This is a genomic window from Caballeronia cordobensis (assembly GCF_001544575.2).
Lineage (GTDB): Bacteria > Pseudomonadota > Gammaproteobacteria > Burkholderiales > Burkholderiaceae > Caballeronia > Caballeronia cordobensis.
The window spans coordinates 17864-33041 of the sequence record NZ_FCNY02000040.1; the positions used below are offsets into that span (position 1 = coordinate 17864).

14 protein-coding genes are annotated in these 15178 nt (G+C 63.8%); 1 reads left to right on the top strand and 13 read right to left on the bottom strand.

The genetic code is table 11. The features are described from left to right. Positions 1–89: 89 nt before the first annotated feature. From AWB70_RS37110 to ndk, 13 genes are all read right to left on the bottom strand, one after another. Entirely contained in the window at positions 90–281 is a 192-nt protein-coding gene (locus AWB70_RS37110) for a DUF2065 domain-containing protein (RefSeq protein WP_014191600.1), read from the bottom strand. A gap of 52 nt (positions 282–333) precedes the next feature. Continuing rightward, positions 334–1236, bottom strand: coding sequence for a protease modulator HflC (gene hflC, locus AWB70_RS37115; protein WP_053568327.1), 903 nt, complete (start codon positions 1234–1236; stop codon positions 334–336). A gap of 11 nt (positions 1237–1247) precedes the next feature. Further along, positions 1248–2654 carry an FtsH protease activity modulator HflK gene (hflK, locus tag AWB70_RS37120; protein ID WP_053568335.1) on the bottom strand — a complete coding sequence of 469 codons (1407 nt, stop codon included), beginning with the start codon at positions 2652–2654 and terminating at the stop codon, positions 1248–1250. Positions 2655–2718: 64 nt separating this feature from the next. Next, complete coding sequence (hflX, locus tag AWB70_RS37125) at positions 2719–3987, bottom strand: GTPase HflX (RefSeq protein WP_014191603.1); 1269 nt, start codon at positions 3985–3987, stop codon at positions 2719–2721. 86 nt (positions 3988–4073) lie between these two features. Further along, positions 4074–4310 (bottom strand): RNA chaperone Hfq, encoded by a 237-nt coding sequence (hfq, locus tag AWB70_RS37130; RefSeq protein ID WP_006999489.1) that lies wholly within the window; start codon positions 4308–4310, stop codon positions 4074–4076. A gap of 161 nt (positions 4311–4471) precedes the next feature. After that, positions 4472–5812, bottom strand: a complete 1341-nt coding sequence (der, locus tag AWB70_RS37135; protein WP_045450699.1) for a ribosome biogenesis GTPase Der — start codon at positions 5810–5812, stop codon at positions 4472–4474. 351 nt (positions 5813–6163) lie between these two features. Beyond that, positions 6164–7309: an outer membrane protein assembly factor BamB gene (gene bamB, locus AWB70_RS37140; RefSeq protein WP_041730457.1), complete on the bottom strand. Its 1146-nt coding sequence runs from the start codon at positions 7307–7309 to the stop codon at positions 6164–6166. 126 nt (positions 7310–7435) lie between these two features. Beyond that, positions 7436–8065, bottom strand: coding sequence for a tetratricopeptide repeat protein (locus AWB70_RS37145; protein ID WP_053568328.1), 630 nt, complete (start codon positions 8063–8065; stop codon positions 7436–7438). A 104-nt stretch (positions 8066–8169) separates the two neighbouring features. Further along, positions 8170–9519, bottom strand: coding sequence for a histidine--tRNA ligase (hisS, locus tag AWB70_RS37150; protein ID WP_014191608.1), 1350 nt, complete (start codon positions 9517–9519; stop codon positions 8170–8172). 6 nt (positions 9520–9525) lie between these two features. Continuing rightward, positions 9526–10842 carry a flavodoxin-dependent (E)-4-hydroxy-3-methylbut-2-enyl-diphosphate synthase gene (gene ispG, locus AWB70_RS37155; protein WP_041730460.1) on the bottom strand — a complete coding sequence of 439 codons (1317 nt, stop codon included), beginning with the start codon at positions 10840–10842 and terminating at the stop codon, positions 9526–9528. A 143-nt stretch (positions 10843–10985) separates the two neighbouring features. Next, complete coding sequence (locus AWB70_RS37160; RefSeq protein ID WP_053568329.1) at positions 10986–12131, bottom strand: helix-turn-helix domain-containing protein; 1146 nt, start codon at positions 12129–12131, stop codon at positions 10986–10988. Positions 12132–12317: 186 nt separating this feature from the next. Next, on the bottom strand, positions 12318–13460 hold the full coding sequence (gene rlmN, locus AWB70_RS37165) for a dual-specificity RNA methyltransferase RlmN (RefSeq protein WP_014191611.1): 1143 nt from the start codon (positions 13458–13460) through the stop codon (positions 12318–12320). Between the two features lie 146 nt (positions 13461–13606). Then, on the bottom strand, positions 13607–14032 hold the full coding sequence (gene ndk / locus AWB70_RS37170; protein WP_014191612.1) for a nucleoside-diphosphate kinase: 426 nt from the start codon (positions 14030–14032) through the stop codon (positions 13607–13609). 325 nt (positions 14033–14357) lie between these two features. Between ndk and AWB70_RS37175 the strand changes: the two genes are divergently transcribed. Next, complete coding sequence (locus AWB70_RS37175; RefSeq protein WP_041730462.1) at positions 14358–15056, top strand: Bax inhibitor-1/YccA family protein; 699 nt, start codon at positions 14358–14360, stop codon at positions 15054–15056. The last annotated feature ends 122 nt before the right edge of the window (positions 15057–15178 follow it).

The following is a 15178-nucleotide window of genomic DNA, read 5'->3' on the forward strand; positions in this document are numbered from 1 at the left end:
TTCGCGCTTCAGGCGCGAGGACTTCGACGGTCAGGGACGAAAGGATAAAGACAAGATAGGCGATATGGCGGCGCGCTGCCCGCCGCGGTTTACGTGGCGATCAGCAGCAGGATCAGGCCGAGCACCATCGCGACCAGTCCGCCGATGCGGATATGGTGCGTGGGCCGCTCCGCGATGCGGCGAAAGGTATCGCGCCACGCGGTCGGAAAAACGAAGGGAAACATGCCTTCGATGATCAGCATCAACGCAACAGCGAGCAGTAACGTCTCGGCCATGTCCAGGGGATCGTAGGCGCCGCGCCGGCCAGAAGCGGGCGCGCGGCGCGGGCGGGAATCAGCGTTTCGCCGTGGCGGGAGGCGACGTGTCCGCCGCGCCGCCCGTCGGGCTCTTCATGAAGCGGAAGAAATCGCTGCTCGGGTCGACGACCATGACATCGCCCGGCTTGAACGTCTTCTTATACGCTTCGAGACTCTGATAGAACTGGTAGAACTGCGGATCGCGTCCGTACGCATCGGCCGCGATGGCCGCCGCCTTGCTGTCTCCTTCGCCCTTGATCGACTGCGCCTGGCTGTAGGCGTCCGCGAGAATCGCCTGCTGCGTGCGTTCCGCGTCGGCCTTGATCTTGTCCGCTTCCGCCGTGCCCTTCGCGCGCTCGTTCGCCGCCGCCTGCTGGCGCGCCGCGATCATGCGCTTGTAGACCGAATCGGCCACCGCCGACGGAAAGTCGATGCGCGTCATCTGCAGATCGACGAGTTGCACGCCGAACGCCGCCGCTGCGCCTTCGACGCTCTTTTGCGCGTCGCTCGCGAGCGCCTGCTGATTGCCGAGCGACTCGGAGAGCGTGTGCTTCGCGAAGCTGCTCGCGAGCGCCGTGCGCGCGAGCGCGAGGATGCGCTCCTCGGCCGTCTGCGTGTTCTTCTCGTTGCTCTCGAAAAGCTTCAGCGGATCGGCGACGCGATACTTGATGACCGTGTTCACCAGCACTTCGTTCTTGTCCGAAGTCGAGAAGCGGTCCGCGCCGGATTCGTCGATGGTGAGCGTGCGCGTGTCGATGAGCGTAAGCGTCTGGAACGGCGGCGGCAGCTTGAAGTGCAGGCCGGGGCCTTCGAGACGCGGGTTGCCTTCGCCATGCGCGGCGACGATGGCAGCATGTCTTTCGTCCACGGTGAAGATCATCGACGAACCGATGAACAGCACGATGACGACGGCGACGACGAGCGCGATGATTCGATTCATGTTCGCGCTCCTTATTGCAGGTCTTCGGAGCGGCTGCGCGAGCGGAACGCATCGCGCGAGCGCAACGGATCGCTGCCCGCGTTCGCGCTGGCGCCGCTCGCACCGCTGGCGGCGCTTGCCGCGCTGGCGGGTGCGACCGCGGCTGCGGGCGCCGATGCACTCGCCGCAGCCTGTGCGCGGGCCTGCGGCCCTTCCGCCGCGGGCGCTGCACCCGTCGCGGCCGCGCCGCTCGCGTTCGCCGACGACGACGCTGCCTGCTGCCGATTGGCTTCGACGAGCTTGTCGAGCGGCAGATACACCACGTTATTGCCGGCACGGCTGTCGACGAACACCTTCGTGGTGCGTGAATAGATCTGCTGCATCGTGTCCAGGTACATGCGTTGACGGATGACCGCGGGCGCCTTCGAGTACTCCGCGTAGACTTCCTTGAAGCGCTCCGCGTCGCCCTGCGCCTGCGTGACTTCGCGATTGCTGTAGGCGCGCGCCTCGTCGATCAGCTTGGCCGCGTCGGCCTTCGCGCGCGGCAAGAGTTGATCGGCATAGGCCTGCGCGGTATCGCGGGCGCGCTCGTTGTCCTGACGCACGCGCGACGCTTCTTCGAATGCCGACTGAACCTGCTGCGGCACCTGCACGCTCTGCACCGCGACGCCCGTCACCTGCAGGCCGGTGCGGTACGTGTCGAGCGAACGCTGGATGGATTCCATCAGGCGCGCACGCAGCGCTTCGCGGTCTTTGTAGAGCATGTCGTCCGTGGTGAGGCTGCCCGCGATCTCGCGAATCGCCGCCTGCGCGGCCTGCGTGACGCTGTCCTCGGCATTGAGGCTGCGGTACAGGAAATCGGTGGGCGACTTGATCTGGTACTGCACGGCGAAGCGCACGTCGACGATATCGGCGTCGTTCGTGAGCAGCGAGGCGTCGCGCACGTTGCCCTGCGAAAGCGCTGCGCCGCGCCCGACTTCGACTGAGCGAATCTGCGAGGTATCGACGATATCGCTCGACTGGAACGGATACGGCAAACGCCAGTGGATGCCCTGCGAGACCGTCTGACGATACTTGCCGAATTGCGAGACGACGCCGACATGCCCGTCCTGCACGACGAACACGCCGCTGCCGAGATAGATGGCGATCAGCACGCCGATGACTATGCCGAGCCCGATCTTCGTGCCGCGGCCATTTTCGCGCGGCGCGCCGTTGCCGGGCTTCTTGCCGAACACGCCCGCGATGCGGCGATTGAACTCACGCCACATCTCGTCGAGATCGGGCGGACCCTCGTCCTTGCCGTTCGGGCGCTTGCCGTCCTGCGGACGCTTCGTGTCGTTCTTCACGCCATTGCCGTCGCCCCGCCCCCAGCGCGGATCGTTGATCGAAAAGACGGCATGCTCAGCTTGCCGGATAGTCCGCTCTTTGTAGTCGTTCACTCGGTGATTCACCATTAGACAGCCGGGTCAAGGCCGGGCGGGGCCGATGCGATTCCGAAACGGATCAGTGTCCGTGCTCAGGAACCTTGTGATCGTCACGTTCAGCGTCCTGCCGGTGGTCTTCCGGCTGCGCGTTCGTGCCGTGTATGTCGTTAGACCCGGCCTGCGTGGATTGCGTTGCTTCGGAAGCCTCTTGCGGCACCGGAAATTCGGCGAGCACGCTGGGTAGGCCCGCATCGGTTTCTTCGGCTTCCGCCGTGGCGATTTCGGCGATGGCAGCGCGCAGCGCATCGAGCCCCTGACCCGTGCGTGCACTCAAGAAAACGCGCGAAATATTACCATACTCGTCCCTTTCAACCGCCTCGCCGCGGGCCGCGAGCTCGGGCACCGCATCGATCTTGTTGAAGACGAGAATCTGGCGGATGCCGTCCGCGCCGATGCCGCGCAACACCTCGTTCACCTGATCGATCTGATCGAGGCGCACCGCGCTCGACGCATCGACGACATGCAGCAGCACGTCCGCGTGAATGGTTTCCTCCAGCGTCGCGCGAAACGCGGCGACGAGCTGGTGCGGCAGTTCGCGGATGAACCCGACCGTGTCCGACACGACGACATGGCCCGCTTCCTCGCCGAGGAACACGCGGCGCGAGGTAGTGTCCAGCGTGGCGAAGAGCTGATCGGCCGCATATGCCTGCGCCTTGGTGAGCGCGTTGAACAGCGTGGATTTGCCCGCGTTGGTATAGCCCACGAGCGACACCGACATCGTGCGGTTGCGCACGCGCTGGCGCCGCTGCGTGCCGTGCTGACGGCGCAGTTTTTCAAGCCGCGACTTGAGCGCCTTGATGCGCTCGCCGATGAGCCGGCGATCGGTTTCGAGCTGCGTTTCGCCCGGACCGCGCAAGCCGATCCCGCCCTTCTGCCGTTCGAGGTGAGTCCACGCGCGAATCAGCCGCGTGGACAGATATTGCAGTTGCGCCAGTTCGACCTGCAGCTTGCCTTCGTGACTGCGGGCGCGCTGCGCGAAAATATCGAGAATGAGGCTCGTGCGGTCCACCACGCGGCGGTTGAGCGCAACCTCGAGATTGCGCTGCTGCGCGGGCGCGAGCGCGTGATTGAAAATGACGAGTTCGACGTCGCTCGCTTCGCATTGAAGGCGCAATTCCTCGACCTTGCCGCTGCCGATAAACATCTTGGCATCGGGACTCTGACGGCGGCCGGTGAGCGTGACGGCGGGATGGGCGCCCGCACTTTGTGCGAGCAGACTGAGTTCTTCGAGACTGGCTTCGAAATCGATCTTGCCGAAATCGATGCCGACGAGCGCGGCGTTGATCAAATTGATGTTTTCAGATTTTTTGAAGCGACCGGCGAGTTGCTTAATGTTGATGTTCGGAATGCAAATCGCGCCGGTCGCGACGAGGTTTAGGACGATTCAGCGTCCGGGTGGAAATTCACCGGACGGGCCGGCACGACCGTCGAAATGGCGTGCTTGTAGACCATCTGAGTGACCGTATTTCGGAGCAACACGACGTACTGGTCGAAAGATTCGATGTTCCCTTGAAGCTTGATGCCGTTGACCAAATAGATCGACACCGGCACGTGCTCTTTACGCAGTGCGTTCAAAAACGGGTCTTGTAACAATTGCCCTTTGTTGCTCATAGCAAACTCCGTGTTTTTTTGCAGGTTGGAAGTATTGTGGACGAAGAAAAAGAGATCCGCCGACAATCGCTACACTATAGCTGATTTTCGCTGTTTTACGTTTTCGGCGCCGGGTCCGCCAAATGGCCAGCAGCGCCGTAACGCAAGGCTTCACGCGGTTCTCATTCCTTGTCCGCGTAAGGGTTTCGGCTCGACCGAAACTCTATGCGAAGTGGAGTGCCGGCGAGACCAAAAGTTTCACGAAAGCGCCCTTCCAGATAACGCTTGTACGTGTCCGTGATCGCATCGAGCGCGTTGCCGTGCACGACGATGATTGGCGGATTTTGCCCGCCCTGATGCGCATAGCGCAGCTTCGGCCGAACCGGGCCGCGACGGCGCGGCTGCTGGAATTCCACCGCTTCGATCAGCGCGCGCGTGAGCTTGGGCGTCGGCAGCTTCGCCATCGCGGCGGCGTACGCGTCATCGACCGATTTCATCAACGCGCCGATGCCCGTCTTCTCCAGCGCCGAAACATAGTGGAACTTGGCGAAATCCAGGAACTTGAGCTTGCGCGACAGATCCGCCTTGGTGCGCTCGCGCACGTGTGAATCCAGACCGTCCCACTTGTTCACGCCGACCACGAGCGCGCGGCCCTGCTCGACCACGAAGCCCGCAATGTGCGCGTCCTGGTCGGAAATGTCCTGCTGCGCGTCGAGCAGGAGAATGACCACGTTGGCATCGGCGATCGACTGCAGCGTCTTCACCACCGAGAACTTCTCGATCGCTTCGAACACCTTGCCACGACGGCGCAGGCCGGCCGTGTCGATCAAGGTGTATTTGCGGCCTTGCCGCTCGAAATCAACATAGATCGAATCGCGCGTGGTGCCGGGCATGTCGAACGCGATCACGCGCTCTTCGCCGATCAGCGTATTCACGAGCGTCGATTTGCCCACGTTCGGACGACCGACGATCGCGATCTTGACGCCGTGCTTCGCTTTCTCTTCTTCCGTCTCTTCCGGCTGATCCTTGTACGCGATGTCGAGCGCGTCGTTGATCATTTCGACGACGCCGTCGCCGTGGGCGGCCGAGATCGCGCGCGGATCGCCGAGACCGAGTTCGTAGAAGTCCGCCGCGACCGCCGAGTACTTCATGCCCTCGGCCTTGTTCACGACGAGAAAGAGCGGACGGCCGGTCTTGCGCAGATAGTCCGCGATGGCCTTGTCCTGCGGCGCGAGCCCGTTGCGCCCATCGACGATGAACACGACGATATCGGCCTCCTCCACCGCCTGACGCGTCTGGCGCGCCATCTCGTGCAGAATGCCGTCCTTCGCGACGGGCTCGAAGCCGCCCGTGTCCACCACGAGGTACGGACGTTCGCCGCCCACGCGGCCTTCGCCGTAATGTCGGTCGCGGGTCAGGCCCGGCAGGTCCGCGACGAGCGCGTCGCGCGAGCGGGTAAGCCGGTTGAAAAGGGTCGATTTCCCCACATTGGGGCGCCCGACGAGGGCAATCACGGGTTTCATCTGATGTTGTTCAAGGTTGAACGCCAGGCGAACGCGGAACGGGCGGTAGAAACATCTCGTTGCGTTCCGCTACGCCGCGCAATGGCTGCGCTTGTCAAAATTAGCATGGATTCGGCTTGCCGAACGCGAGGCGCGTCGGGACTCGCCCTTCGGCGGTCGTGCCGGTTGCCTCTGTGGAGGCGCGTTTTGCACTTCGCACGTCGGCTTCGTGCGAGGTGCTTCAGTCTTGCGACCCTGCTCTTGCGTGCAGGTTTTATCGCGATGCGCACGCGGCGCACCGCTTCTTTCTCGTGCGGCTCGTCGTGGCGAGCCTGCCGCGCCGCCGGTTCGACGGCGCGCTCGCTGCTGCCCTCAGTTGCTCGGACGGAAGCCGTACAGATCGCCGTCATGCGTCTGCACGACGAGCGTGTTGCCCGCCATCACGGGCGCCGCGGTGATCGCGCTGCCATCGGTCGGTGTGCGGCCGATCATCTCGCCGTTCTCCGTGTTCAGGAAGTGCACGAAGCCCTTGTAATCGCCCACCACGACCGCGCGACCGAGAATATACGGCACGCTGACATTGCGGTTCTTGAGCGTGTCGGTCTTCCAGATTTGCGAGCCGTCCGACGCGCGGAACGCGTTGACGACCGACCAGTCGTCGCCCGCCGCGACCAACTGTTCGGACTGCGCGAGGCCGCTGTCGCTCGAGAAGTTCTTTTCCCACACCGGGCGGCCCGAGTTCGCATCGAAGCAGCCGATGCGGCCCTGGAACGTCACCGCACACGTCTGCGCGCCGACGAGCCCCGGCGCGCCGGTCACGTCATTGATGCGCTCCACTTCGGTCACGCCCTTGGGATACGACACGGGCGCCTGCCAGTAGGCGTCGCCGGTCTGCAGGTTGATCGCCGCGAACGTGCCGCCAGGGAAACCCGCGAGCACGGCCTGATCGCCCGCGAAGGTCATGCCCGCCGCGACGCGCAGATTCAGCGGCACGGCGCGCAACTGGAACACCCACCTCTGCTCGCCCGTTTGCGCGTTGAATGCGATCACCTTGCCGTCGATCGTGCGCACGATCACGAGATCGTTGCCGACGAGCGGCGGCGAAACGATCTCGCCGGGCGCCGTGGCGGTCCACAGCAGTTTGCCATCGGCGCCGAGCACATCCACCTGGCCTTTCAGCCCGCCCACCGCCGTGAGATTGCCGTCGCTGCCGACGCCCGCGGACAGATCGTCCTTGAGCTTCGTGCGCCAGACATCCTGTCCGGTCTTCGCGTCGATCTTGGCCACCGTGCCGTTGGTGCCCGCGGCAAACACGAAGTCGTCCACAGCGACCGGCGAGAACAGATAGCGGCCCGCCTTGCCGACGCTCGCCTTCCACGCCTGGTTGACGTTCAGCACCGGCTTGAAGTCCGCGAGCGGCACCGGCACGCGGCGTTCATCCTTGGTCGACGAACAAGCGGCCAACAAGACGGTCATCGCGCAAGCGAGCGGTACGGCGTAGCGTTTCAAAAAAATCATCGGTGGACGCAATATGAAATAGTGAATTGGGTGGGTCGGCGCTGACCGCCGCGTCGCTTCATGGCGGCGGGGCGAGCCAGCGGGAGCCTATCGGGTCGATTCGGGTCGATACGAAAACGGCGCGGATCAGCCGCCGAGCGCATCGAGCTTGAACTGGACCAGTTGACGCGCGGAGGTATCGTTCGCGGGCAGCGCGTCGAGCGCAACCTTGTACGCCGTACGCGCGTCGTCGCGCTTGCCTTGCGCCGCGAGCAGATCGCCGCGGCGGTCCGCGATCACGCCCTTGAATGCGTCGAGCGGTTGATCCGCAAGCAGTTTCAGGCCCGCGTCATAGTTCTTCTCGTCGAGCAGAACGAGCGCGAGACGCAGCTTCGCGATCTGCTTGTACTCGTCGTCCTTCGCGTGGTCGATCGCCCATTGAAGCTGCGCCTTCGCGCCCGCCGTGTTGCCCGCGCCGTACAGCGATTTCGCGGCTGCGAGCGCCGTCATCTGCGCGTAAGCGGTGCCGCCGAACTTGTCTTCCATGTCCGCCGCGACCCGCGCGACGAGCGCCTGATCGTTGCTGTTCGCCGCCTGCTGCAAATGGTCGTACAGCACCGACGCTTCGGCCGCCTGACGACGCTGCCAGAAGTTCCATCCGTTGTAGCCGGCCCCGATGACGAGCGCCACGAGCACGATCCAGGTCGTGGCGTTACCCCATTTGGCCCACCAGGCCTTTACGCTTTCGAGTGATTCTTGTTCGTCGTGATAGCTCATCGTCCAGCTAGTCCTTACTGCGTTTCAATTCCCTCGACAAGCGCCGCGCGCCAGTCCGGATCGTGGTGATCGGGCGCGTTCTCGCGCGGCATTGCGCCTGAATATCAGTCGCCCTCGTCTTCGGCGGTTGCAACCATCGCATTGATTAGGTATTCGGTCAAGTCTTCCGCCGGAACGTTCACCTGCTCGTTCTTTTGACCTTCGGACGTTTCGCCGCCCGCACGGCGCAGCGGCTTGACGCCGATCGTGCCCTGTGCGAGTTCGTCCTCGCCGAGCACGACCGCGAAAGCCGCGCCGCTCGCGTCGGCCTTTTTCATCTGCGACTTGAAGCTCGCGGACGCACCGTCCGGGCTGCAATGCAGAATGACGTCGAGGCCCGTATCGCGCAGACGCTCCGCAACGATGAACGCCTGCTCGGCCGCCTTCTCGCCCTGATGCACGACGTAGACGTCCGTGCCTTCGGCTTCCGGCGCGAGCTGCTCTTCCTTCAGCAGTTCGAGGATCCGCTCGACGCCCATCGCCCAGCCGCACGCCGCGGTGGGCTTGCCGCCGAGCTGCTCGATCAGCGGATCGTAGCGTCCGCCGCCCGCGACCGTGCCCTGTGCGCCGAGCTTGTCGGTGATCCACTCGAAGACGGTGAGGTTGTAGTAGTCGAGGCCGCGCACGAGACGCGGGTTGATCGTGAACGGAATGTTGTTCGCCTTGAGCAGACGCTGCACGCCCTCGAAGTGCTTGCGCGACGTCTCGCCCAGAAAATCGACGAGCTTCGGCGCGTTTTGCGCGATCTCCTGCATCGCCGGATTCTTCGTGTCGAGCACGCGCAGCGGATTCGTATAGAGGCGGCGCTTCGCTTCTTCATCGAGCGAATCGACGTGCTTCTCCAGATACGCGATCAGCTCCTTACGATGCGCCGCGCGCTCCTCCGCCTGACCGAGCGAATTCAGTTCGAGGCGAATGCCGGTGAGTCCGAGATCGTCCCACAGACGCTGGCACATCATGATGATTTCGGCGTCCGTGTCCGGACCCGCGAAACCGAGCGCTTCCACGCCGACCTGATGGAACTGGCGATAACGCCCGCGCTGCGGACGCTCGTGACGGAACATCGGGCCGATGTACCAGAGACGCTTCGGGCCGTCGTACAGCAAATTATGTTCGATGGTCGCGCGCACCACCGCCGCCGTGTTTTCGGGGCGCATCGTGAGATGCTCGCCGTTCAGCGCGTCGGTGAAGCTGTACATCTCTTTTTCGACGATATCGGTCACTTCGCCGATACCGCGCGTGAACAACTGCGTATGCTCGATGATCGGCGTGCGGATGTTCTGATAGCCGTATGCGCGCAGCATCGACTTGACGGTCGATTCGAAGAACTCCCACAACGCGGCATCCTGCGGGAGGATGTCGTTCATGCCCTTCACGCCGCTCAGTTTGTCGAGCCGTTTCTTCTGTTCAGTCATCTGTCTTCAGAGTGTTGCGGTGGAAGTCTCTTCACGCTTGCCGTAGGTGCGCTCGACGTAATCGCTGACGATCTGCTGGAATTCGCCGGCGATGTTCTCGCCACGCAGCGTCTTCACCTTCACGCCGTCGATGAATACGGGCGCCGCCGGATTCTCGCCCGAACCCGGCAGGCTGATGCCGATGTTCGCGTGCTTCGATTCGCCCGGCCCGTTGACGATGCAGCCCATCACCGCGACGTGCATCTTCTCGACGCCGGCGTATTTGTCGCGCCATTCGGGCATGGAGCTGCGCAGATACGTCTGGATTTGCGACGCGAGCTCCTGGAACAGCGTGCTCGTCGTGCGGCCGCAGCCGGGACACGCGATGACCATCGGCGTGAACGAGCGCAGGCCCATCGTCTGCAAAATTTCCTGGCCGACGACGACTTCGCCCGTGCGCGCGCCGCCCGGCTCGGGCGTCAGCGAAATGCGGATCGTATCGCCGATGCCTTCCTGCAGCAGCACCGAAAGCGCCGCCGTCGATGCGACGATGCCCTTCGAGCCCATGCCCGCTTCGGTGAGCCCGAGGTGCAGCGCGAAGCTGCAGCGTTTCGCGAGCTCGCGGTACACGGCGATCAGATCCTGCACGCCGCTCACCTTGCACGACAGGATTATCTTGTCGCGGCCGAGACCCAGTTCAACCGCGCGCTCCGCCGAGCCGATCGCCGACTGGATCAGCGCTTCGTACATCACACTTTGCAGTTCCCACGGCGTCGAGCGCGCGGCGTTTTCGTCCATCATGCGCGCGAGCAGGTCCTGATCGAGGCTGCCCCAGTTCACGCCGATGCGCACCGGCTTGTCGTACTTGACGGCGGCTTCGATCATCTGCGCGAACTGCGTGTCGCGCTTCGCGCCCTGGCCGACATTGCCCGGATTGATGCGGTACTTCGACAGCGCCTCCGCGCACGCGGGATAGTCGCGCAGCAGCAGATGGCCGTTGTAATGGAAATCGCCGACGAGCGGTACGGACACGCCCATGCGATCGAGCTGATCGCGAATATGCGGCACTTCGGCCGCCGCTTCCGGCGTGTTCACCGTGATGCGCACGAGTTCCGAGCCCGCCTGCGCCAGTTCCTTGATCTGGATCGCGGTGCCGATGGCGTCGGCGGTGTCGGTGTTGGTCATCGACTGGACGCGCACCGGCGCGTTGCCGCCGATCGTGACGAGCTGGCCGCCCCAGCGCACGTCGACCGCATGCGATGCGCGGCGCGCCAGCGGCCCGCCGAAGACCGGCTCGGTCGAACAAATCTTGCTGCTGATCAGGGATTGAGCTTCGGATTGCATCGAAAAACCCTTTGGCAATCTGCGCGCCGATCAGGCGCCGCGTTGCGTGAGTGAAACCTCAAACGGGCGTCGCGGCTTGCACCGTGACGCCCCTGACTTGTCCGTCGCGCGTATCGATCGTCTCGATCGGGCCACCTCGCGCCTTAGGGCAGCGAGAGGCGCGCGACGTTTCCGCGAGCGGAGGAATAGCGCTTGGCATCGACCGGTTCGTCGTCGACCGACAACGACTCGACACCCTTCACGTTGCCGACGGTCACCTTGAACGGCGCCTCGCCTTCCACGCGCTGCGTGCTGCCGGCGCGAACGAGACCCGAATACAGTTCCTTGCCGTCCTTGCCGCGCACGCTGAACCAGCTATCTTCCTTGACCTTCAGTTCGATGGCGCCCGAGCCGCTGCCCGCGACCGATGGCGCAGACGCCGCAGCAGCCGGCACCGCGGTCGCCGCCGATGCCGCCTTCGCCGATTTCGCCGCCGATGCGGGCGCCGCCGCGCCGGGCGCGCTTGCACCCTGGCTTGCACCCTGCACCGCCGAAAGCGTGGACGACGAAGCCGGGAGTGCGTTCGTGCCGAGCGGACGCGGCATCGGCTGCTCGCCGGGCGCTGCCGCGACTTCGGGCAGCGAGGCCTCGCCCGTGTTGGCTGCGGCGGCCTCGTCCGGCGTGGGCGTGGATGACGGAGCGGCCGGCTCGTTCGAACCCGGCGTCGACGACAGACCGACGCCCGTCGTCGCTTTCAGGCGCGCGAGCCAGTTGCTCGAATCGCCGCCGGTATGCCACATCACGAGCGCCGCCAGTACGACGATGATCGCGAGCACACCCCACAGCCACGACTTGCGGCGGCCCGACGAATTGCCGAGCGGCACCGACACGCGCCCGCGCGGCAAACCCGCGCCCGACGATACCGGCACCTTCAGATTGTGCTCGATCGCGCCGTCGTCGCGCCGGAACGCCTGCGTGAACGGCGCCGGATCGGCGCCCAGAATCTTCGCGTAGCTACGCACGATGCCCGCGGCAAACGTGCGGTCGGGCATCTGGCTGATATCGCCCGATTCGAGCGCGAGCAGTTTCGACGGCGACACCTTGAGCCGCGCCGACACATCGTCGATCGACCATGCCTTCGCCTGACGGAGTTGCGCGAGACGCGCGCCGACCGCCTGCACCGAGTCCAGGGGCCCCGCCTGACTCGCGCCGAATGCCGCCCCTTGCGCACCGGCCTCGCCGTCGTGCTGACCGCCGGCCCGGTTGCCGGTATGACTACCAAAAGGCGTCGGGTGCTGCGGCTCACTCATGCCAAATTCCTCGCATCGATTCTTCTCTATCGCTATAACGCTGTTGCTTCGTTCGGTTCCAAAACCCCGTGCACGATACAACTCCGGCGCCATTGCAGACCGCTTTATAACAAAATGTTCGGCTTTTCGTGCCGCGTCCCGGCGTGCCGCGCCGGGCTCCGCGGCTTTTTTGATTCGAACGCCCCGTCAGACCGCCCGCACCTCGATCGTCTTGCTTCCGGCGCGGCCCGTGCGCTCCGCAAGACGCGTGCGATCCTGCACTGCTCCCGCGAGCTGGCCGCAGGCGGCGTCGATGTCGTCGCCGCGCGTCTTGCGCACGGTGGTCACGACGCCCGCGTCGATCAACACCTGCGCGAAGCGCTTGATCTGCTCGTTTTTCGAACGCGTCAGCCCCGATTCGGGGAACGGGTTGAACGGAATGAGGTTGAACTTGCACGGCACGTCGCGCGTGACGGCGAGCAACTCGCGCGCATGCGCTTCGCTGTCGTTCACGCCATCGAGCATGCAATATTCGAACGTGATGAAGTCGCGCGGCGCGACTTTCAGATACCGCTGGCACGCGGCCATCAGCTCGCGCAGCGGGTACTTCTTGTTGAGCGGAACCAGCATGTCGCGCAGCGGGTCGTTCGGCGCATGCAGCGACACCGCGAGCGCCACCGGCAGGTCCGCGGCGAGACGGTCCATCATCGGCACGACGCCGGACGTGGACAGCGTCACGCGCCGGCGCGACAGGCCGTAGGCGTTATCGTCGAGCATCAGGCGCATGGCCGGCACGACGGCGTCGTAGTTGAGCATTGGTTCGCCCATGCCCATCATGACGACGTTGGTAACGACGCGCTCGCCCTTGCCCGGCCCGCCGACCTCGCGCCCCAGCGAGCGGCGCAGCGCGAACTCCGCCATGCGCAACTGGCCGATGATCTCGCCCGTCGTGAGGTTGCGGGAAAAGCCTTGCTTGCCGGTGGAACAGAACCGGCAATTCACCGCGCAGCCCGCCTGCGACGACACGCACAGCGTGCCGCGCGTTTCTTCGGGAATGAACACGGTTTCGACCGCGTTGCCGTTGCCGACGTCAATCAGCCACTTGCGGGTGCCGTCGGTGGAAACGTGGTCGCTGATAATGCCGGGCATCGCCATATTGGCGCGGCCCTTGAGTTTTTCGCGCAGCGATTTCGCGAGATCCGTCATGCCGTCGAAATCGTCGGCACCGTATTGATGGATCCAGCGCTGCAATTGCTTGGCGCGAAACGGCTTCTCGCCCAGGCTCGCGCAATACGCGGTCAGCCCGGCGGCGTCGAGATCGAGAAGGTTGACGGTGGTGCTGCTCGTCATGTCGAGTTCTGCCATTTCTGATTGCGAAGCCCGGAATGGAAGTGCTCCGGGACCGTTCGCGCCAATTCCTGCTTTCTTACGACTTCTTGTGCGTCGAGGCGCGATGCCGGGCTGGCCGCATGGCCAGCACGGCGACAACGCGAAAATTAACGCGAGTAAACGTTCACTTGCGGGAAGAAGAATGCCACTTCCTGGGCTGCCGTTTCCGCAGCGTCCGAACCGTGCACCGCGTTCGCGTCGATGCTGTCGGCGAAGTCGGCACGGATCGTGCCCTTGTCCGCCTTCTTCGGATCGGTCGCGCCCATCAGGTCGCGGTTCTTGACGATGGCGTTCTCGCCTTCCAGCACCTGGATCATGACCGGGCCCGAAACCATGAATTCCACGAGATCCTTGAAGAACGGACGCGCAGCGTGCACGGCGTAGAACTTCTCCGCGTCGGCGCGCGACAGGTGAACCATGCGCGACGCGATGATCTTCAGGCCTGCGTTCTCGAAACGGCTGTAGATCTGGCCGATAACGTTCTTTGCCACTGCGTCCGGCTTAATAATCGACAGGGTGCGTTCGATCGCCATGAAAAACTCCAGAAAATGAATGGTTTACGGATTAAAACGAATCGACAATTGTAGCACGAAGCAAGGTATCATTGCGATTGAAACCTTACGGTGCCGTAAGAATCAAACCGGCAAGACCTTAAACGTCGGGGCGTCCGAATCAGCCTTTCGAGCTATTGAATTCGGGGCGCGCCGGGGCCATATTGGAGCAGAGCGCCGCATTGCAACCGGGAAGCGCGCGGTGCGGCGAAAACGGCCCTAATGCTGGTTTAAGTCCGAGAACTTATCATTCGTGTATGACGGAAGTCGCGGGAAGACCGAACGACAATTGGAGCAAGGAGAAACCATGAACGAATCACCCTATGGCTTTGGCCGTAATGGCAGCGTCACCTCGGTCGAGGTGCGCAACCGCGTGCTGCGTAATACTTACTGGCTGCTCGCGCTTTCGATGGTGCCGACGGTGCTCGGCGCGTGGGTCGGTGTCGCAACGGGCTTCTCGCTGTTCGCCGCCACCAGCCCGGCGATGAGCTTCATCGCGTTCCTCGCTATCGCGTTCGGCTTCATGTTCGCGATCGAAAAGACGAAAGACAGCGGCATGGGCGTGGTGGTCCTGCTCGGCTTCACGTTCTTCATGGGTCTGATGCTCTCGCGCCTGCTGAGCTTCATCCTCGGGTTCTCGAACGGGCCGCAGCTGATCATGATGGCGTTCGGCGGCACGGGCGTGATCTTCGCCGCGATGGCGACCATCGCCACCGTCAGCAAGCGGGATTTCTCCGGCCTCGGCAAGTGGCTGTTCATGGGCGTGCTCGTGATCCTGCTCGCCGCGTTCGCGAACATTTTCCTGCAGTTGCCGGCGCTGATGATGACGATCTCCGTGCTCGCCATCGTGATCTTCTCGGCGTATATGCTCTTCGACGTGCAGCGCGTCGTGAACGGCGGCGAGACGAACTACATCAGCGCGACGCTCGCGATCTATCTCGACCTGTACAACGTGTTCACGAACCTGCTGGCGCTGCTCGGCATTTTCGGCGGCAACCGCAACTGATCTGCCGCACCGCGACAGAAACGCAAAACCGGCCTTCGGGCCGGTTCAGACTGCTGACCAACCCCACGTTTTCTCAACGTGGGGTTTTCTTTTTCACCCGAAGGCGATTTGAGCGCTCACCG